The 17562-nt window shown below is 71.1% G+C and carries 16 protein-coding genes; 12 read left to right on the top strand and 4 right to left on the bottom strand.

Translation table 11 applies throughout. The features are described from left to right. Positions 1-25 precede the first annotated feature (25 nt). The 8 genes from NYE39_RS09755 (at position 26) to NYE39_RS09720 (ending at position 8909) form a co-directional block, all read left to right on the top strand. On the top strand, positions 26-454 hold the full coding sequence (locus tag NYE39_RS09755; RefSeq protein ID WP_341012538.1) for a cupin domain-containing protein: 429 nt from the start codon (positions 26-28) through the stop codon (positions 452-454). 91 nt (positions 455-545) lie between these two features. Further along, complete coding sequence (locus tag NYE39_RS09750) at positions 546-1364, top strand: alpha/beta fold hydrolase (RefSeq protein WP_341012537.1); 819 nt, start codon at positions 546-548, stop codon at positions 1362-1364. A gap of 212 nt (positions 1365-1576) precedes the next feature. Beyond that, a complete protein-coding gene (locus tag NYE39_RS09745; RefSeq protein WP_341012536.1) occupies positions 1577-3229 on the top strand; it encodes a flavin-containing monooxygenase in 1653 nt (550 codons plus the stop codon). Then, positions 3226-4077 (top strand): SDR family NAD(P)-dependent oxidoreductase, encoded by an 852-nt coding sequence (locus tag NYE39_RS09740; protein WP_341012535.1) that lies wholly within the window; start codon positions 3226-3228, stop codon positions 4075-4077. Before NYE39_RS09745 ends, NYE39_RS09740 begins: the two co-directional genes overlap by 4 nt. Positions 4078-4096: 19 nt before the next feature. Further along, complete coding sequence (locus tag NYE39_RS09735) at positions 4097-5095, top strand: NAD(P)H-dependent flavin oxidoreductase (protein ID WP_341012534.1); 999 nt, start codon at positions 4097-4099, stop codon at positions 5093-5095. A 66-nt stretch (positions 5096-5161) separates the two neighbouring features. Beyond that, positions 5162-5992, top strand: coding sequence for an aldo/keto reductase (locus NYE39_RS09730; RefSeq protein WP_072625821.1), 831 nt, complete (start codon positions 5162-5164; stop codon positions 5990-5992). Then, positions 5992-7344, top strand: a complete 1353-nt coding sequence (locus NYE39_RS09725; protein WP_341012533.1) for an aspartate aminotransferase family protein — start codon at positions 5992-5994, stop codon at positions 7342-7344. The genes NYE39_RS09730 and NYE39_RS09725 overlap by 1 nt, the downstream gene beginning before the upstream one ends. A gap of 44 nt (positions 7345-7388) precedes the next feature. Beyond that, positions 7389-8909, top strand: a complete 1521-nt coding sequence (locus NYE39_RS09720) for an acyl-CoA synthetase (protein WP_341012532.1) — start codon at positions 7389-7391, stop codon at positions 8907-8909. A 105-nt stretch (positions 8910-9014) separates the two neighbouring features. Here NYE39_RS09720 and NYE39_RS09715 read toward each other — a convergent pair whose 3' ends face one another. Then, positions 9015-10481, bottom strand: a complete 1467-nt coding sequence (locus NYE39_RS09715) for a cytochrome P450 (protein ID WP_341012531.1) — start codon at positions 10479-10481, stop codon at positions 9015-9017. 115 nt (positions 10482-10596) lie between these two features. Here NYE39_RS09715 and NYE39_RS09710 point away from each other — a divergent pair, with 115 nt between their 5' ends. Continuing rightward, positions 10597-10893, top strand: coding sequence for a hypothetical protein (locus NYE39_RS09710; RefSeq protein ID WP_072625819.1), 297 nt, complete (start codon positions 10597-10599; stop codon positions 10891-10893). A gap of 108 nt (positions 10894-11001) precedes the next feature. Here NYE39_RS09710 and NYE39_RS09705 read toward each other — a convergent pair whose 3' ends face one another. Beyond that, positions 11002-13122 carry an NAD(+) synthase gene (locus NYE39_RS09705; RefSeq protein WP_072625818.1) on the bottom strand — a complete coding sequence of 707 codons (2121 nt, stop codon included), beginning with the start codon at positions 13120-13122 and terminating at the stop codon, positions 11002-11004. Between the two features lie 351 nt (positions 13123-13473). Between NYE39_RS09705 and NYE39_RS09700 the strand changes: the two genes are divergently transcribed. Beyond that, positions 13474-14220, top strand: a complete 747-nt coding sequence (locus NYE39_RS09700; protein ID WP_341012530.1) for an N-acetyltransferase — start codon at positions 13474-13476, stop codon at positions 14218-14220. A 97-nt stretch (positions 14221-14317) separates the two neighbouring features. Here the strand turns inward: NYE39_RS09700 and NYE39_RS09695 are convergent, their stop codons facing one another. Further along, positions 14318-14827: a hypothetical protein gene (locus NYE39_RS09695; protein WP_192911056.1), complete on the bottom strand. Its 510-nt coding sequence runs from the start codon at positions 14825-14827 to the stop codon at positions 14318-14320. 181 nt (positions 14828-15008) lie between these two features. Between NYE39_RS09695 and NYE39_RS09690 the strand changes: the two genes are divergently transcribed. Further along, a complete protein-coding gene (locus tag NYE39_RS09690; protein ID WP_192911055.1) occupies positions 15009-16112 on the top strand; it encodes a Fic family protein in 1104 nt (367 codons plus the stop codon). Between the two features lie 16 nt (positions 16113-16128). On the opposite strand, the gene bla is transcribed toward NYE39_RS09690, so the two are convergent. Further along, positions 16129-17007 carry a class A beta-lactamase gene (gene bla / locus NYE39_RS09685; RefSeq protein ID WP_341012529.1) on the bottom strand — a complete coding sequence of 293 codons (879 nt, stop codon included), beginning with the start codon at positions 17005-17007 and terminating at the stop codon, positions 16129-16131. Positions 17008-17107: 100 nt separating this feature from the next. On the opposite strand from bla, the gene NYE39_RS09680 reads away from it, so the two are divergent. After that, positions 17108-17521, top strand: coding sequence for a DUF1801 domain-containing protein (locus NYE39_RS09680; protein WP_341012528.1), 414 nt, complete (start codon positions 17108-17110; stop codon positions 17519-17521). Positions 17522-17562: the final 41 nt, after the last annotated feature.

Here is a 17562-nt window from a genome sequence, read left to right as displayed (position 1 = left end):
CCTCCCGACCTCACCAGGAGACTCCATGAGCGAGCAGATCGACCTCACCGACCACGGCCCCGCGCCCTACGTCGTCGACATCGAGTCGGCCACCCTGCAGAACTCCAACTACCGCTCCACGCTGTGGACCGGCACCAACCTGCAGCTGACCGTCATGGCCATCGCGCCCGGTGACGACATCGGTCTGGAGGTCCACGAGGACCACGACCAGTTCATCCGGGTCGAGGAGGGTCGCGGCCGGGCCCAGATGGGGCCGGCACGGGACGACCTGAGCTTCGACCGCGAGGTCGGCGACGACGACATCATCATGGTGCCGGCCGGTCAGTGGCACAACGTCACCAACATCGGCGACGTGCCGCTGAAGGTCTACTCCCTCTACGGCCCGCCGGAGCACGTGCACGGCACGGTCCACGCGACCAAGGCCGACCAGGACGCCGACCCCAACGAGCACTGATCACGACGAAGGGTGGGACCCGCCAGCTGGTGGGTCCCACCCCTCGTCATGTGGTGGCGTGCCAGGTGACCGGCCGGTAACGTCCGGCGCCATGCGGAACACCATCAAGTACACCCACGTCCCCGGGGACGGCGCGCCCGTCGTCCTCGTCCACGGCATCGGCCACCGGCGCCAGGCGTGGGGCGAGGTGCCGGAGCTGCTCGCGGCGCGCGGTCACGACGTCTACGTCGTCGACCTGCCCGGCCACGGGGACTCGCCGAAGCCCACCCGGCCGGACGGCTGGTCGATGCGCAGTCATGCCGAGCAGTTCGAGCGGCTCTTCCGCGAGCTGGGCATCGAGCGGCCGCACGTCGTCGGCAACTCACTCGGCGGCGCGATGGCCCTCGAGCTGGCCGCCCGCGAGGGCGTCGTCAGCAGCGTGACCGCCCTGTCGCCGGCCGGGTTCTTCCCGCCGTGGCACCTGCCCAATGTCGCGGCCAACCTGCTCTTGATGAAGGCCGGCAGCCACCTCCCCGAGGCGCTGCACCGCCGCCTCACCGCCCACGTGTGGTTTCGCAAGCTGGCCTTCCGTGCCCTCTACACGCACCCGGAGAAGGTCACCGTCGAGGCGGCGGTGGGGGACACCCTCAACCTGCGCCGGGCACCGGGCTTCTGGCCGCACTTCGTCCGGGCGACCTTCCTGCGCGTCACCGAGCCGCTCGCCGTCCCGACGGCCATCGCCTGGGGCGACACCGACCGCCTGCTCCTGCCCTCCGAGGCAGACACCGCCCGAGCCCGCTTCCCCGAGGCGACCCACGTCTCGCTCGAGGACTGCGGGCACTGTCCTCAGATCGACCACCCCGAGCTCGTCGTCGACACCGTCGTCGCGACGATCGAGCGAGCGAGCTCCCGCCAGGGGGCCGTTCAGTAGAACCGGGAGGGGGACGGCTACTCAACAACCGACCTGCGGATGAGCACCTCACCCGTGCTCCTTCGTGCGGGCGCACGGGCGACGGCATCTGGACCCATCCGTCGACGACCGAGGCGCTCAGCGATGTGCACGCCGGCTGAGCAGGGGTGCGCGGCTTCGCGGCGAGGCGTAGGTTACCGGTGAGAAACAAACCAATGGATGGAAGGTCACCGATGACTGCCGCGCCCAGCCAACCGCAGGGCACCACCCGCCGCGAGCTGCCGGAGCGTGTCGACGTCCTCGTCGTCGGCGCCGGCATCTCCGGCATCGGTGCCGCACACCGCATCCTCGAGGCCACGCCCGACGTCGACCTCGCGATCGTCGAGGCCCGTGCAGCGACCGGTGGCACCTGGGACCTCTTCCGCTACCCGGGGGTGCGCTCGGACTCCGACATGTTCACCCTCTCCTTTCCCTTCCGGCCGTGGCAGGGGCGCAAGGCGATCGCCGACGGTGGTGACATCCGGGACTACATCCGCGAGACGGCGCGCGACGGAGGGCTCGACGAGCGGACCCACACCGGCTGCCGGGTCGTCGCGCTCGACTGGTCGAGCGACGCCCAGGAGTGGACCGTGCAGGTGGACACGGACGGGGGCCGGCGCGAGGTGCGCGCCGGGTGGGTCCACTTCGGCAGCGGCTACTACGACTACGAGGAGGCCCACGACCCGGGCTTCGCGGGGGTCGAGGACTTCTCCGGGACCGTGGTGCACCCGCAGTTCTGGCCGCAGGACCTCGACCACGCCGGCAAGCGCGTCGTCGTCATCGGCTCGGGTGCGACGGCTGTGACCGTCGTCCCGGCGATGGCGCAGACGGCGGCCCACGTGACGATGCTGCAGCGCACGCCGAGCTATGTCTTCTCCCAGCCGGGGATCGACCCCTTCGTCCAGCTGCTGCGCAAGCGGCTGAGCCCGCAGCGGGTGCAGTCGCTCACCCGGGTCAAGAACCTCGGCCTGCAGTCCTTCCTCTACGAGCTCTCCCGCAAGCGTCCGCGGGCGGCCAACGCGATCGTCCTTGGGCAGGTGCGCGCCTTCCTGCCCAAGGAGGTCGTCGCCGAGCACTTCACCCCGCCCTACGACGTGTGGGACCAGCGCCTGTGCGCGGTGCCCGACGGCGACCTCTACGCGGCGATCCGGCGCGGTGCCGCCGACGTCGTCACCGGGCACATCGACCGCTTCGTGCCTGAGGGCGTGCGCCTGACCGACGGTCGGGTCCTCGAGGCCGACATCGTCGTCACCGCGACCGGCCTGCGGCTGCAGCTCTTCGGCGGGGCGCAGGTCTCGGTCGACGGTGCGCCGGTCGACATGGCCCGCCGCTTCGCCTACCGCGGCCTGATGCTCGCCGGCGTCCCCAACGTCACGATGACCGTCGGCTACGTCAACGCCTCGTGGACGCTGCGGGCCGACCTGGTGAGCCGCTATGTCGCGCGGCTGCTCGGGCACCTGCGCGACCGTGGTCTGGGCACCGCGGTCCCGGTCGCGCCCGACGGCATGACGGCCGGCCCGATCATGGACCTGACCTCGGGCTACGTGCAGCGCATCGTCTCGACCTTCCCCAAGGTCGGTGACCGCGCGCCGTGGACGATGCCGCAGAACTACCTCAAGGACAAGATCGCCTTCCGCCGGGCCGACGTCACCCAGGACATGTTCTTCGCTCCGCTCGGGGCGAAGGGGGTCGCCCTCCCGTCGGGTGCGGAGGCACCGGCGCAGCTGCCGCTGCCCGGGTCGTCGAGCAATGTCGACGGCGCCGTGGGCGATGTCGTCGAGGTGCCGGCGACGGAGGCCGCCGAGTCACCGGTCAGCGTGGAGGCCGTCGCGGAGACCTCGCGGTGAAGCGCCCCGATCTTGTCGTCGCCGGCGGCACGGCGGTCGTCACCGGGGCCGCCGGTGGCATGGGCGAGCACCTGGCCAAGGGCCTGGCGCGTCGCGGTGCCGACCTCGTCGTCCTCGACCGCGACGCCGCCGGCCTCGAGCGGGTCGTCGCGGAGATCGGCCGGGAGACGCCCGGGGCGTGGGTCACCCCCTTCGTCGTCGACCTGTCGGAGCGGGCCGCTGCCGACGCGGCGATCGCGCGCATCCGCGACGAGCACGCCGGCGTGACGATGCTCTTCAACAACGCCGGCGTCGCGGTCGGTGGCCGGTTCGTCGACGTCTCGGCACAGGACTTCGACTGGCTGCTCGAGATCAACCTGCTCGTGCCGATCCGGTTCACCCGGGCGCTGCTGCCGCTCATGCTCGCCAACGGTCAGGGGCAGGTGGTCAACACCTCGAGCCTCTTCGGGCTCATCGGCCCGCCGGGGCAGTCGGCCTACTCGACGAGCAAGTTCGGGCTGCGCGGGTTCAGCGAGTCGCTGCGCAGCGAGCTCGAGGCGGAGGACCAGCCGGTGGGGGTCACGAGCGTGCACCCGGGCGGCATTCGCACCGGCATCGCCCGGAACGCCCGGATCGCCGCGGGCACCGGCCCCGACGAGAGCGAGCGCGGGCGCGCGGCCTTCGACAAGGTGCTGCGCTACCCGGCCGACCGGGCCGCCGAGGAGATCATCGAGGCCGCCGTCGCCCGGCGCCCCCGGCTGCTCATCGGCAACGACGCCCGCGCCCTCGACGCCGTCGCCCGGCTGCTGCCCGCGCGCTACTGGTCGCTCATGGGTCGAGGAATGGCCCTCGCGGGGAAGCGCCAGTAGCGACTGCCATCATGGGGCCATGACGATGCCCCAGCAGCTCCAGGGCCGACTGCGCCTGCCGATCATCTCCGCGCCGATGTTCCTCGCCTCGGGCGTCGACCTCGTCGTCGGTGCCTGCCGCGCCGGGGTCGTCGGGACCTTCCCGGCGCTCAACCTGCGCACCACCGAGGACTTCGACGGGTGGCTGACGCAGATCGAGACGGCCCTGGCCGAGCCCGACGCGAGCGGTCGCCGGCCCGCGCCCTTCGGCGTCAACTTCATCGTCCACCACACCAACAAGCGCATCGAGGCCGACCTCGAGCAGATCGTCGCGCACGAGGTGCCGCTCGTCATCACCAGCCTCGGCGCTGCCAAGGAGGTCGTCGACGCGGTCCACTCCTACGGCGGCCTCGTCTTCCACGACGTCACCAATGCCAAGCACGCGGCCAAGGCGGCGGCCGCGGGGGTGGACGGGCTCATCCTCGTCTCGGCCGGTGCCGGTGGGCATGCGGGCGGGCTCAACCCCTTCGCCCTGATCAGCGAGGTACGCGCGGTCTGGGACGGGCCGCTCATCCTCAGTGGTGCCCTGTCGACCGGCCGCGACGTGCTCGCCGCCCAGGCCGCCGGTGCCGACCTGGCCTACATGGGCACGCGCTTCCTCGCGACGAGCGAGTCGCTCGTGTCGCAGGAGTACCGCGACATGCTCGTCGGGCACAGCGCCGAGCAGATCGTCTATACCCCGTCGATCAGCACCATCCCGGCGAACTTCCTGCGCGAGAGCATCGTCGCCGCCGGCCTCGACCCCGACCACCTGCCGGTGCCCGAGCGGGTCGACCTCGGCCACGTCACCAACCCCCACGCCGCGGAGCCTGCGAGCACGACCTCGACGACCGCCCCCAAGGCGTGGAAGGAGATCTGGAGCGCCGGCCAGTCCGTCGCCGGCATCTCCTCCGTCGTCCCCGTGGCCGATCTCGTCGACCAGCTCGAGGCCGAGTACACCCAGGCGAAGGGGGAGCTGCTCGCGGTCCTCGGCGAGTAGGTGAGCCGGCGGCCGTGGGCGCGAACCCCCTTTGCGCGGATGGACCGCGGGGCTAGCGTGGCAGGCATGGCTGAAACCCCCACTCGCGTCCTCGGGGACGGCACGTCGGTGCCGGTCCTCGGATTCGGCACCTACCCGCTGCGCGGAGACGACGGCGTGCGTGCCATCGCATCGGCTCTCGAGGTGGGCTACCGGCTCATCGACACGGCGGTCAACTACCGCAACGAGCGAGAGGTGACCGAGGCGATCCGGGTGAGCGGCGTCGACCGCGGCGATGTCTTCGTCCAGACCAAAGTCCCCGGCCGTGACCACGAGAACGCCCGCACGAGCATCGAGACCTCGCTGCAGGTCATGGACCTCGAGTACCTCGACAGCGTGCTCATCCACTGGCCCAATCCCTCGCAGGGCCACTACGTGAAGGCTTGGCAGGGGCTCGTCGACGCGCGCGAGGCGGGGCTGGTCCGCTCGATCGGCGTCAGCAACTTCACGCCCGCCCACCTCGACGAGATCATCGAGGCGACCGGCGTGACTCCGGCGAGCAACCAGGTCGAGATGCACCCCGCCTTCCCACAGGCGGACCAGCGTGCCGCCGACGCCGAGCGGGGCATCACGACGCAGGCGTGGAGCCCGATCGGCCGGGGCGAGATCCTCGACGCCGAGCCGGTCGTCGCCGCCGCACGGGCCCACGACGTCACGCCCGCCCAGGTCGTCCTGCGCTGGCACCTGCACCTCGGGTCGCTCCCGCTGCCGAAGTCCGGTGACCCGGAGCGGCAGCGGACCAACCTCGAGATCTTCGGCTTCGATCTCTCCGAGGCCGAGACCGAGGCGATCACCGCGCTCGGCCGTCCCGACGGGCGCCTCTTCGACGCCGACCCGACGTACCACGTGGAGATGTGATGGAACTGCTGCCCCGCCTCGACGCCGCGGAGGTGCGCCGACTCGACCGTGCGCACGTCATGCACTCGTGGAGCGCGCAGGACCTCATCGACCCTCCGGGGGTCGTGGCGGCACGGGGCAGCAGGTTCACCGACCACACCGGTCGCGAGTACCTCGACTTCTCGAGCCAACTGGTCAACGTCAACCTCGGGCACCAGCACCCAGACCTCGTCGCGGCGATTGCCGAGGCCGCCGGTCGGATGACGACGATGGCGCCGAGCTTCGCCGTCGAGACCCGCTCGCAGGCGGCCGCGATGATTGCCGACCGGGCGCCGGGCGACCTCGACGCGGTCTTCTTCACCAATGGTGGCGCCGACGCCAACGAGCACGCGATCCGTATGGCGCGGCTGCACACCGGCCGACACAAGGTGCTGGCCGCGTACCGCAGCTACCACGGCGGCACGGCGGGCGCGATGGCCCTCACCGGCGAGCCGCGACGGTGGGGGAGCGAGCCGTCCCTGCCCGGCATCGTCCACCACTGGGGTCCCTACCCCTACCGCTCGCCCTTCCACTCCGACAGCCCCGAGCAGGAGTGCGAGCGGGCGCTGGCCCACCTGCGCGAGGTCGTCGAGGTCGAGGGTCCGCAGCACGTCGCCGCGATCGTCCTCGAGACGGTCGTCGGGACCAACGGCGTACTCGTGCCGCCCGACGGCTACCTCGCCGGGGTGCGCACCCTGTGCGACGAGCACGGGATCGTCATGATCGCCGACGAGGTCATGGCCGGCTTCGGCCGGGTCGGCGAGTGGTTCGCCGTGGACCGGTGGGGCATCACGCCCGACCTCATCACCTTCGCGAAGGGGGTCAACTCCGGCTACGTCCCCCTCGGCGGGGTCGTCGTCAACGCCGCGATCCGCGAGACCTTCGGCCGTCGGCCCTATCCGGGCGGGCTGACCTACCAGGGGCACCCGCTCGCCTGCGCCTCTGCGGTGGCGTCGATGAGGATCTTCGAGCGGGACGGGGTCGTCGAGCACGCCCGCGCGCTCGGCGAGGACGTCATCGGGCCGGGCTTGCGCGAGATCGCGCAGCGCCACCCGAGTGTCGGCGAGGTCCGCGGGCTCGGCGTCATGTGGGCGGTCGAGCTGGTCCGAGACCGCGAGACGCGAGAGCCGCTCGTGCCCTTCAACGCCTCGGGCGACGCGGCCTCCCCGATGTCCGAGGTTGCTGCGGCGTGCAAGGCCGCCGGGCTGTGGCCGATGGTCGCCGGCAACCGCGTCCACGTCGTCCCGCCGTGCACGACGACCGCCGACGAGGTCCGCGAGGGTTTGGCGATCCTCGACGAAGCGCTGGCCGTCGCTGACGCCCGCACCGCGTGACGGGCGGTGATCGTTGGCCGGTACGCCCCGAGCCGGGCGAGGCAGTGCCGACCCCCTTCGGCATGTCGGCCTACTGCGTCGGTGACCCCGCTGCACACGCCCCCGACCGGGACGCCCTCGTCGTCGTCCACGGGCCGGGTGACGACTCGCGCTCGACCTTCGCCGAGGTCGACGACGTCGTCCGGGCCGTCGCAGCCGGGCTGCTCGGGCTGGGGTTGCAGTCGGGCGACCGGGTGCTGCTGCGCATGGGCAACCGAGCGCACTTTCCCTTCGTCTTCTTCGGGGCGATCGCGGCCGGGCTCGTCGCCGTGCCGACGAGCGCGCAGCTGACCGCGGACGAGGCGGCCGGGCTGCTCGCGGACAGCGGTGCCCGGGCCGTGGCCCTCGACCCGGACCTCGATCTGGCTGTGCCGCAAGGCATCTCGGTCATCACCTCCGACGATGTCGGCCGTTGGGTGGCCGACGGCGAGCGGGCCGAGCACGACCTCGGTGACCCCGCCCGCCCGGCCTTCATCACGTACACCTCCGGCACGACCGGGCGGCCGAAGGGGGTCGTCCACGCTCATCGCAGCGCCTGGGGCCGCCGCCCGATGTACCGCGGTTGGTACGGCCTCGGCGAGGGCGACGTCATGCTCCACGCGGGGGCACTCAACTGGACCTACACGCTCGGCGTCGGACTCACCGACCCGTGGGCCAACGCCGCGACCGCCATCGTCTACGACGGCCCGCGCGACGGGCTCGTCTGGCCGCGAATCGTCCACTCGCTCAAGGCGACCCATCTCGCGGCCGTGCCCGGGGTCTACCGTCACCTGCTGCGTCACGGTGACCCGGGGGAGTGGGACCTGAGCTCCCTGCGGACCGCGCTCGTCGCCGGGGAGGCGCTGCCCACGGCACTGCTCGAGGAGTGGAGCGCCGCGACCGGGGTGCCGCTGCACGAGTCGCTCGGCATGAGCGAGATCTCGACCTTCGTCTCGACCGGGCCCGGCATACCCGTGCGTCCCGGCAGCCCGGGGCGGGCACAGCCGGGACGGCGGATCGGGGTCCTCGACCCCGAGGTGCTCGAGGACCCGCAGTCCTCGCCCGTGGAGCTCTCGGTCGGCGAAGTCGGCCGCCTGGCCGTCCACCGCGAGGACCCCGGCCTCATGCTCGGCTACTGGCAGCGGCCCGACGAGACGGCCGAGGTCATGCGTGGCGAGTGGTTCGTCACCGGCGATCTCGCGGAGGTCGACGCCGACGGTTACCTGACCTATCACGGCCGTGCTGACGACGTCATGAACGCGATGGGCTACCGGGTCTCCCCGGTCGAGGTCGAGGAGGCCCTCGCCGGGGTGCCGGGCGTTGCCGAGGTCGCCGTCGCCGCCCTCGACGTCGGCGACGGGGTGAGCATCGTGTGCGCCTGGGTCGTGCCGACGACGGACGTCACCGACCGGGATGCCGTGCGGGAGCGGGTCGTCGAGCGTGCGGCCGAGCGGTTGGCTGTCTACAAGCGACCTCGCGAGGTGCGCTTCGCCGACGCGCTGCCGCGCACGGCCAACGGCAAAGTGGTGCGGCGCGACCTGGGCTGAGGCTCCGCCGCGCGCGGTGCAGGCAGCCTCGAGCTCGGCGATGCCGACCTGCTCGAAGATCTCGATCCGCTGCCCGTGGTGCCTGACGGCACCCTCGGCTGACGGTCAGCGCCGGGTCAGGCCCACCCGGAAGCCCACTGGCATGAGCGTCAGCCGCTCGGTGATCGTCAGGTCGTAGCCGGGTTCGGACGTCAGGTCGAAGCGGTGCAGCAGCTTGGCCAGGACGATGACCGACTCGTGCAGGGCGAACTGGCGGCCGATACAGGCGCGCTCGCCGGTGCCGAAGGGCTTGTAGGCGTGGGCGGACCGGGCGCGATTGTGCTCCGGCAGGAACCTGTCGGGGTCGAAGCGCTCCGGGTCCGGCCACACGTCGGGGTCGCGGTGCAGCAGCGGGATGAAGACGAGGACCTTGTCGTCCGGCGTCATGCGCAGGCCGCCCGGCACCCCCGCCGATCCGTCGGCCCCGATGGTCGTCGTCTCCCTCGGCGACCGGGCGAAGCCGGGCGCCGTCGGCCACAGCCGCAGGGTCTCGTCGACGACCCGGCGCAGGTAGCGCAGCTTGGGCACCTGCTCGAAGCTCGGGGTCGCGGACGGGGCGGTGCCGAGCACCTCGTCGAGCTCGGCCCGCACCCGCGCGAGCACCTCGGGCTCGCGCGTCAGGTGGTAGAGCGCGAAGGAGACCGCCCCCGAGGTCGTCTCGTGGCCGGCGACGAGGAGGGTGAGGATCTGGTGGCGCACGTTGGCGGCGTCGAGCAGGGAGCCCGACTCGTCGACGGGGACGTGCATCATCCGGCCGAGCAGGTCGTCGTGCTCGACGCCGCTCGTCTCCCGCTCGGCGACGATGTCGCGCAGCAGGCGGTCGATGTACTCGTGCCGCACGAGTGCCTCGCGGTCCCTGGTGCGCACCATGCGCCGCCCGACGAAGGGGAGGGCCGCCACGTTGGAGCGGACAGCCGCGTGGGACATGTCCGCGACGAAGGTCGTGACGAAGGGGTCGACCTCGGCGGTCTCGAAGCTGTGGAAGGTGTGGCTGAAGGCGGCCCGCCCGATCGTCTCGAGGGTGAGCTTGGTGAGCCACGGGGAGACGTCGACGGTCCTCCCTTCGCCGGCGGCCTTGTCCCACACCGAGATCAGCTCGTCGGTCGCCTCCACCATGACGTCGTGGTAACCGCGCATCGCCGACTTGCTGAAGGCCGGCATGAGCAGGTCGTGGGCCAGCCGCCAGTTGGGTTCGTCGGTCTCCGCGGTGAAGAGGCCGTCGGCGACGAACATCCGCAGGTCCGCCACGCCGGGCGCCAGGGCCTTGGTGAATCGCTTGTCGTCGCACAGCTCGCCGACGAGGTCGACGCCGCGGGCGAAGACGAACTTGCGGCCCATCGCGAGCATCTCGAAGATCGGCCCGAGGTCGGCGCCGAGGCGCAGCATGTTCTGGACCGGTGTGGTCGGGTCCATGCCCTTGCGGAAGGCATCACCGAGGATGCGGCGCCGCCCCGAGGGATGGGGGAAGTCGTGCTCGGCCCAGCCCATCCCGTCGTTGGGCGGGTACTCCACGAGGGTGTCGGTCGCGGCCACGCTGCCGCTCCTTTCGTCAGGTGTAGTGACCCGCACCACCGTAGCCCCGACAGGGTGCGCTCGGGAGGCGCCAGCCCTTGCCGATCGTCGGCGGCCTCATGGGATGATGTGCGCCATGAGCAAGCACAAGCACCAGCGTCTCTCGCACCCGCCGACCGGGCCGCACGCCGTCGAGGACCTCGGGCACGCGCAGAACCCCGCGTGGTGGACCGTCATGGCCCTCGGCATCATCGCCGGTGCCGTCGGCACCTGGGCAGTCTTCGTCCTCAGCCCGTTGCTCGGCATCATCGCCGTGGTGCTCACCGTCCTGACGATCGTCGTCGGTGTCGTCATGTCGAAGATGGGTCTGGGCTCCTACACCTACGGCAAGGGCGACACCGCCACCGACAGCGCCTCCATCGGCATCAAGTAACCCCACCGCGCTGGCTGAGGTGCGAGCGGCCTTCACCCCGCTGGCTGAGGTGCGAGCGGCCCCTCACCCCGCTGGCTGAGGTGCGAGCGCCAGCGAGCCTCGAAGCCCTCACCCCGCCGGGACGTTGTCCTCGATGTCGGCGAGCCAGCGGGTGGCGGCGGCGTCGCTGGGCATCCGCCAGTCGCCTCGCGGTGAGACCGCGCCGCCCGGGAGCACCTTGGGCCCGTTGGGCAGCGCCGACCGCTTGAACTGGTTGTCGAAGAAGCGCTGCACGAAGACGACGAGCCACTTCCGGATCTCGGCGAGGTCGTAGGCGCCGCGGTCCTCCTGTGCGACGGAGCTGGGCCACTCTCCCTTCGCCGCGTCCGACCACGTCTGCTCCGCGAGGAAGGCGATCTTGCTCGGCCGGTCCCCGCGCCGGAGCACGTGGAAGAGCGTGAAGTCCTGCAGCGCGTAGGGGCCGATCTTGTCCTGCGTCGACTGCGGCCGGTCGGCGTCCTTGCTCGGGACGAGCTCGGGGGAGATCTCGGTCGCGAGCACCGAGCGCAGGGTCTCGGAGACCTCCGGCAGCTGGCCGGTGTCGGCGACCCAGTGCACGAGGTGCTGCATGAGCGTCTTGGGCACGCCGGCGTTGACCCCGTAGTGGCTCATCTGGTCGCCGACGCCGTAGGTGCACCAGCCGAGGGCCAGCTCGGACAGGTCGCCGGTGCCCAGGACGATGCCGCCGCGCTGGTTGGCGATGCGGAAGAGGTAGTCGGTGCGCAGCCCGGCCTGCACGTTTTCGAAGGTGACGTCGTAGACCTCGTCGGGGTGGTCGGCGTCGGGGTCGAGCCCGTAGGGGTGGCCCATGTCGCGCAGCATCTGCGTCGCGGTGGGCCGGATGTCGAGCTCCTCCCACGTGATGCCGAGCGACTCCATGAGCGCGACGGCATTGGTCTTGGTGTGGTCGCTCGTGGCGAAGCCGGGCATCGTGATGCCGATGATGTCGGTGCGCGGACGCTCCAGCCGGTCCATCGCCTTGGCCGCGACGAGCAGCGCGTGGGTCGAGTCGAGCCCACCGCTCACGCCGATGACGATCTTGGGCTGCCAGTCGGCGCCGCCGATGGCGCGCAGCCGCTGCTCCACCGCGGAGACCTGGATGTTGTAGGCCTCGTAGCAGTCCTGGGCGAGGCGGGCCTCGTCGTCGGGCACGAAGGGGAAGCGGTCGAGCGGGCGCAGCAGCCCGAGGTCACCGGCGGGTGCGTCGAGCTCGAGGTGCAGGTCGCGGTACGCAGAACTCGGCGACCCGATGCTGCGTCCGATTCCATGGGCCACGCCGTTGTCGTCGAAGCTGCCCTGCCGCAGGCGCTCCTGGCGCAGCCGGTCGACGTCGACGTCGACGAGCGTCTCGCGGGGGCCGGCGGGGAAGCGCTCGGACTCGCCGAGGAGGTCGCCCCCTTCGTAGACCATCGTCTGGCCGTCCCACGACAGGTCGGTGGTGGACTCCCCTTCGCTCGCGGCGGCGTAGAGGTAGGCGGCATTGCAGCGCGCCGAGGCGGAGCGGGCGAGCAGGTGCCGGTCCTCCGCGCGGGCGACGGTGATGGGGGAGGCCGACAGGTTGAGCAGGACGGTCGCGCCGGCCAAGGCGGCCTCGGCGCTCGGCGGCACCGGCACCCACATGTCCTCGCAGACCTCGGCATGGATGACCAGGCCCGGCACGTCGTCGACGTGGACGAGCAGGTCGGTGCCGAAGGGGACGCCGTCGAGCACTTCAGCGTCCTCGCCTTGGGCGAAGGTCGGCCGGAACCACTCGTCGACGATGCCCGCGCCGGCGGCGAAGTGCCGCTTCTCGTAGAACTCGCGGTAGTTGGGCAGGTAGGACTTCGGGGCGATGCCGACGATCTCGCCGCGGTGGATCAGGACCGCGCAGTTGTAGAGGCGGTTGCGATGGCGAAGGGGGGCGCCCACCACGACGAGGGGCAGCAGGTCGGCGGTGCCTCGGGCGAGCTCGACGAGCGCGGCCTCGACCTCGCGCAGCAGCACGTCCTGCAGGAGCAGGTCGTCGATGGCGTAGCCGGTGATGCCGAGCTCGGGGAAGAGCGCGATCGCCGCCCCTTGCCCACCGACGTGGCGGGCCCGCTCGAGGGTCGCCGCGGCATTGGCCTGCGGGTCGCCCATCGTCACCGGCAGCGTGCACGCGGCGACGCGCGCGAAGCCGTGGCGGTAGAGGTTGCGGAAGTCGCGGTCCATGCCCCGAGCCTATGACCCCCGCCCTCCACCGGTGGTCTGGGTCCCACGTTCCGCGTGGGCGGTGCGAGGAGCTTTGCGACGAGCCTCGAGACCCGCTCCCGGCGAGGCGTTCCGGCGCGCTGCCGAAGTCCTTCGTCGTCGTGTGGTCGCCCGGTCGTTCTCGACTTCGGCTTGACGCTGCGCCGGACCTCCTCCCCGTCCGCTCGACGTGCGCCGCCATCCCCCTTCGCCCTCCGGCCACCCCGCTGGTCGAGGTGCGAGCGCCAGCGAGCCTCGAGACCTACCTCAGCGTCTGGGTCGAAGGGACGAAACCCACTGGTCGGGGCGGCTCCCTTCGTCTTTGATGGGGCGATGCAGACGCACTCACTCGCCGAGCGGCCTGACCTCGTGGAGGCCTTCTGGTCGATCGCCGGGGACTGGCCGACCTTCATGCTCCAGGACCCGACCTCGGACCGGGCCTACGAGGCGGCGGTCGACGCCTTCCCGCAGCTGCACCTCGTCGTCATGGAGGGTGAGGCGGCGGTCGCGCGGCTGCACGCGGTGCCCTTCGGCCACGGTCTGGCGCACCTGCCGGCGCGGGGCTGGGACGCCGCGATGCAGGAGGCCGAGTGGCTGGCGGCGAAGGGGGAGGCCCCGGACCTGTCGACGGTCAGCCTCATCGAGGCGCGGGTCGCGGTGGACCGGCGGGGCGAGGGCCTGAGCGGTGCACTCCTCGCCGAGGCGCGTCGGCGCTACGCGGCGCTCGGGTGCCGCGACCTCTTCGGCCCGGTGCGCCCGACGCGCAAGTGGCTTGAACCCCGCACCGCCGCAGACGAGTACGCGCGTCGGGTCCGCGAGGACGGGCTGCCGGTCGACCCGTGGCTGCGGGCCCACGTGCGGCTCGGTGGCCGGATCGTTCAGGTGGCGCCGCTGTCGATGACGATCCCCGGGACGCTGGCCCAGTGGCGGGAGTGGACCGGTCTGCCCTTCGACGTGGACGGGTCCGTCGAGGTCGAAGGGGGCCTCGCCCCGGTCCACGTCGACCTGGCCAATGACCACGCGGTCTACGTCGAGCCGAATGTCTGGGTGCGCCACGACCTGCGCGCCGCGGCAGGTTGAGGTCGAGGTCGTCACCGGCCGACCCTCGAAACCGGCGCCGCTCCCTGCCCCCGGTGGTTGAGGTGTGAGGCCGCCCGCGGCCGACCCTCGAAACCGCCTATCGCCTGAAGGTGAGGAGGGCAACCCCCAGCAGGGCCGACAAGGCGAGCCAAGGGCGAAGCCGTGAGCTCGAACGCGAAAGGCGCCGGTCGTCGTAGGCCGCGGCCTTCGTCTTGCATGCGCGATCGACCGCCGCGCTGTCGAGGATGATGAGGGCCACCGCCCCCAGAGTCAGCCCGAACGCCATGATGACGCCCGGCAGGGCCAGGTCTGCCCACAAGGCGACGACTCCGGCGCCCAGGAGAAGTCCGTAGGCCGCGAGGTCGGCAAAGCCGATCGGACCGATGATGCCCCGCTCCTGCATGACGGCAGGCCTCAGCAGGAAGACCTTGGCCTGTCGGTCGTGGTACCTGGCCTCGTCGGCGATGCCAGCCCGTCGTAAGAGTTCAGCCTGGCGGAGCTGTCCTTCTGCTCGTGCGTTGAGTGTCATCCGTCCGAGCACGCGGGTGCCGGCAGTTCCGACCGTCACGACGGTGGCGGCCGCCGTGGCGATGATTTCAACGTTCATGTCGCATCCCCCTGCGGGTTCAAAGCGCGGCCCGTGCAGCGATTCGAGTCAACGTATGACCGTCCACCGACAGCGAACTGGCGCGACTCCGCTCGCTGGAGTCCTCAAGCCCCGAGGTTGATCATGTAAAAAATCGGCGCAAATGTTTACATATCCAGAGCAACGTGTCAGGTTTTGTGACATGAGGAAATGGCGGGCAGATCGCCCCTTCAACGAGTTGCCGGCACCCCCGTCTGCCGACACCTTGGAGACCAAGGCTGTCCTCAAGGCGGCGATCGGTGCTCGCGAGGCGGTTGCTCGCCTCGACCAGGCAAGCCGCGCCATGCCCAACCCTGGCGTGCTCATCAACACGATCCCGCTCCTCGAGGCACAAGCCAGCTCGGAGATCGAAAACGTCGTCACGACGTCCGACGACCTCTTTCGACACATGGACGATGACGACTCGTCGACGGACCCTGCGGTGCGGGAGACCCTGCGATACCGGACCGCCTTGCACGCCGGGTTTCAGATGGTTCGGGACCGGGGCCTCACCATGGGGACGGCCGAGCGTGTGTGCAGCACCATCCATGCACGGGAGATGAGCGTCCGGTCCCTCCCTGGGACGCGCATCGCCAACCCTGCGACCGGAGCGATCGTCTACAGCCCGCCCGAAGGGGCGGACGTCATTCGTGACAAGCTCACCCACTGGGAGCGCTTCGTCCATGCGGGCGACGGTCTCGACCCGCTGGTGCGCATGGCCGCAGCGCATTACCAGTTCGAGGCGATCCACCCTTTTTCGGACGGTAACGGACGTACTGGCCGCATCCTCAATGTCCTCATGCTCGTCGAGGCCGGTCTCCTGCACATGCCGGTCCTCTACCTCTCCCGGTACATCATCCGGACCAAGGACGATTACTACCGCCTCCTGCGGGAGGTCACCAGCGCGGGCAACTGGGAGGAATGGATCCTCTACGTCTTGGCCGGAGTCGAGCGAACATCCACGGCGACAGTCGCCAAGATCAGCGCGACCCGAGAGCTCCAGATGGATTTCGCCCGCAGGGCTCGTGCTGTCTCCAAGGGGGGCGCTGACGCGGAGTTCCTCGCGGTCCTGTTCGAGCAGCCCTACTGCCGCATCGCGACCGTGATTGAACGATGCGGCGTGTCCAGACCCACCGCCACCCGCTGGTTGTCCGAGCTGGCTGCCGCTGGACTTCTTGACGACCACAAGGTCGGGCGCGACCGGCTTTTCATCAACCGCGAGTTCCTCACGCTGTTGCTCAGCGAGCAGGGCGAAGAAGGTCGGTGAGCGGGCGCCGCCGATGTCAGGCGACCTCGGCGACGATGAGCTCCGAGATCGAGCGCATCAGGCCGGGGTGCCCGGTGGCGTCGGGGTCGGTGGTGGACCGCCGGGTCAGCGCGGCGAAGATGATCTGGGTGCCGTCCGGCGCAGAGACCAGCCCCGCGCAGTTCGTCACGCCGTAGCTGCCGGAGCCGGTCTTGTCGGCGCTCCACCACCCCTCCGGGAGGCCGGCCCGGAAGGTCTTGACGCTCGTCGTGTTCGCCTCGAGCCACCCGCGCAGCGCCCACCGGTCACTGCCCGTGAGCCCGTCGCCGAGAGTCAGCCGGCGATACGTCGTCGCCAGTGCGCGCGGCGTGCTCGTGTCGCGGGGGTCCCCGGGGATGGCGGTGTTGAGCTCGGTCTCCCACCGGTCCAGGCGGGTTACGCGGTCCCCGAGGCGACGGAGGTCGCGGGTCAGGCCACGCGGCCCGCCGATGCGCTCGAGGAGGAGGTTGGCGGCGGCGTTGTCGGAGTAACGGATCGCGGCGTCGCAGAGCTCGCCAACCGTCATGCGGCGGCGCTCACCGGTGATCGGCGAGTAGTCGACGAGATCGCTCCTGGCGTAGCGGATGACCCGGTCGAGGTCGATCCCACGCCGCAGGGCGGTGGCCGCAGCCAGCGTCTTGAAGGTCGAGCACATCGCCTCTCGGTCGTCGGCCCGGTGCGCCAGGGTGGCGTCGGTGCCCAGGTTGCGGGCGTAGAGACCGATCCGGCTGTCGAGCTTGTCCTCCAGTGCGGCAACGGGGTCCGAGGTCGCCGATCGCGATGATGACCAAGAGGGCACCGCCCCGGCGATCGTGGGTGCGCCGAGGATGGAGCCCCCCACCCCGAGGCCGGCCGCGAGCAGTCGCCGGCGTCCCACCCCTCGGTTCGACGGCGTGCGGATGGGCCGGTGCGCTCGATGATCATGCGACCAGCACATCTGCCCCGGGCGGACCCCGCAACCGGACTAGCCTCGGTCCATGGCCAACGACCGCAAGACCAAGCCCACCGACACCTCCCCCGACGAGGTGCTCGGCGCAGTGGCCGACGACCGCCGCCGCACCGACGCGCAGGCCGTCCTCGACCTCATGCGCCAGGTCTCCGGGGTCGAGCCGGTCGTGTGGGGGCCGTCCATGATCGGCTTCGGCACCCAGCCCTACACGACGGCCGACGGCAAGGAGCGCGAGTGGTTCCGCATCGGCCTCGCCCCGCGCAAGGCGGCCCTCACGCTCTACGGGCTGACCTTCTACGGGTCCAACGAGGACCTGCTCGACCGCCTCGGCACGCACACGACCGGCAAGGGCTGCCTCTACGTCAAGCGCCTCTCCGACGTCGACGCCGACGTCCTGCGCGAGCTCATCGAGCGCTCCTGGGCAGGGTCCGGCGAGAGCTGAGCAAGAGTTTCCGCCGGTTCGCAAGGGTTTGAAACCCATGC

The sequence above is a fragment of the Janibacter sp. FSL W8-0316 genome (genome assembly GCF_038004165.1).
Taxonomy (GTDB): Bacteria; Actinomycetota; Actinomycetes; order Actinomycetales; family Dermatophilaceae; genus Janibacter; species Janibacter indicus.
This window is presented reverse-complemented; position numbering and strand designations above follow the sequence as displayed.

What these genes read in the sequence shown, in the direction of transcription:
- NYE39_RS09700 (WP_341012530.1), top strand. Translation starts at nt 13,474, where the DNA reads ATGCAGACGCACTCACTCGCCGAGCGGCCTGACCTCGTGGAGGCCTTC.
- NYE39_RS09745 (WP_341012536.1), top strand. Translation starts at nt 1,577, where the DNA reads ATGACTGCCGCGCCCAGCCAACCGCAGGGCACCACCCGCCGCGAGCTG.
- NYE39_RS09735 (WP_341012534.1), top strand. Translation starts at nt 4,097, where the DNA reads ATGACGATGCCCCAGCAGCTCCAGGGCCGACTGCGCCTGCCGATCATC.
- NYE39_RS09725 (WP_341012533.1), top strand. Translation starts at nt 5,992, where the DNA reads ATGGAACTGCTGCCCCGCCTCGACGCCGCGGAGGTGCGCCGACTCGAC.
- NYE39_RS09705 (WP_072625818.1), bottom strand. Translation starts at nt 13,122, where the DNA reads ATGGACCGCGACTTCCGCAACCTCTACCGCCACGGCTTCGCGCGCGTC.
- NYE39_RS09755 (WP_341012538.1), top strand. Translation starts at nt 26, where the DNA reads ATGAGCGAGCAGATCGACCTCACCGACCACGGCCCCGCGCCCTACGTC.
- NYE39_RS09690 (WP_192911055.1), top strand. Translation starts at nt 15,009, where the DNA reads ATGAGGAAATGGCGGGCAGATCGCCCCTTCAACGAGTTGCCGGCACCC.
- NYE39_RS09710 (WP_072625819.1), top strand. Translation starts at nt 10,597, where the DNA reads ATGAGCAAGCACAAGCACCAGCGTCTCTCGCACCCGCCGACCGGGCCG.
- NYE39_RS09680 (WP_341012528.1), top strand. Translation starts at nt 17,108, where the DNA reads ATGGCCAACGACCGCAAGACCAAGCCCACCGACACCTCCCCCGACGAG.
- NYE39_RS09750 (WP_341012537.1), top strand. Translation starts at nt 546, where the DNA reads ATGCGGAACACCATCAAGTACACCCACGTCCCCGGGGACGGCGCGCCC.
- NYE39_RS09730 (WP_072625821.1), top strand. Translation starts at nt 5,162, where the DNA reads ATGGCTGAAACCCCCACTCGCGTCCTCGGGGACGGCACGTCGGTGCCG.
- NYE39_RS09695 (WP_192911056.1), bottom strand. Translation starts at nt 14,827, where the DNA reads ATGAACGTTGAAATCATCGCCACGGCGGCCGCCACCGTCGTGACGGTC.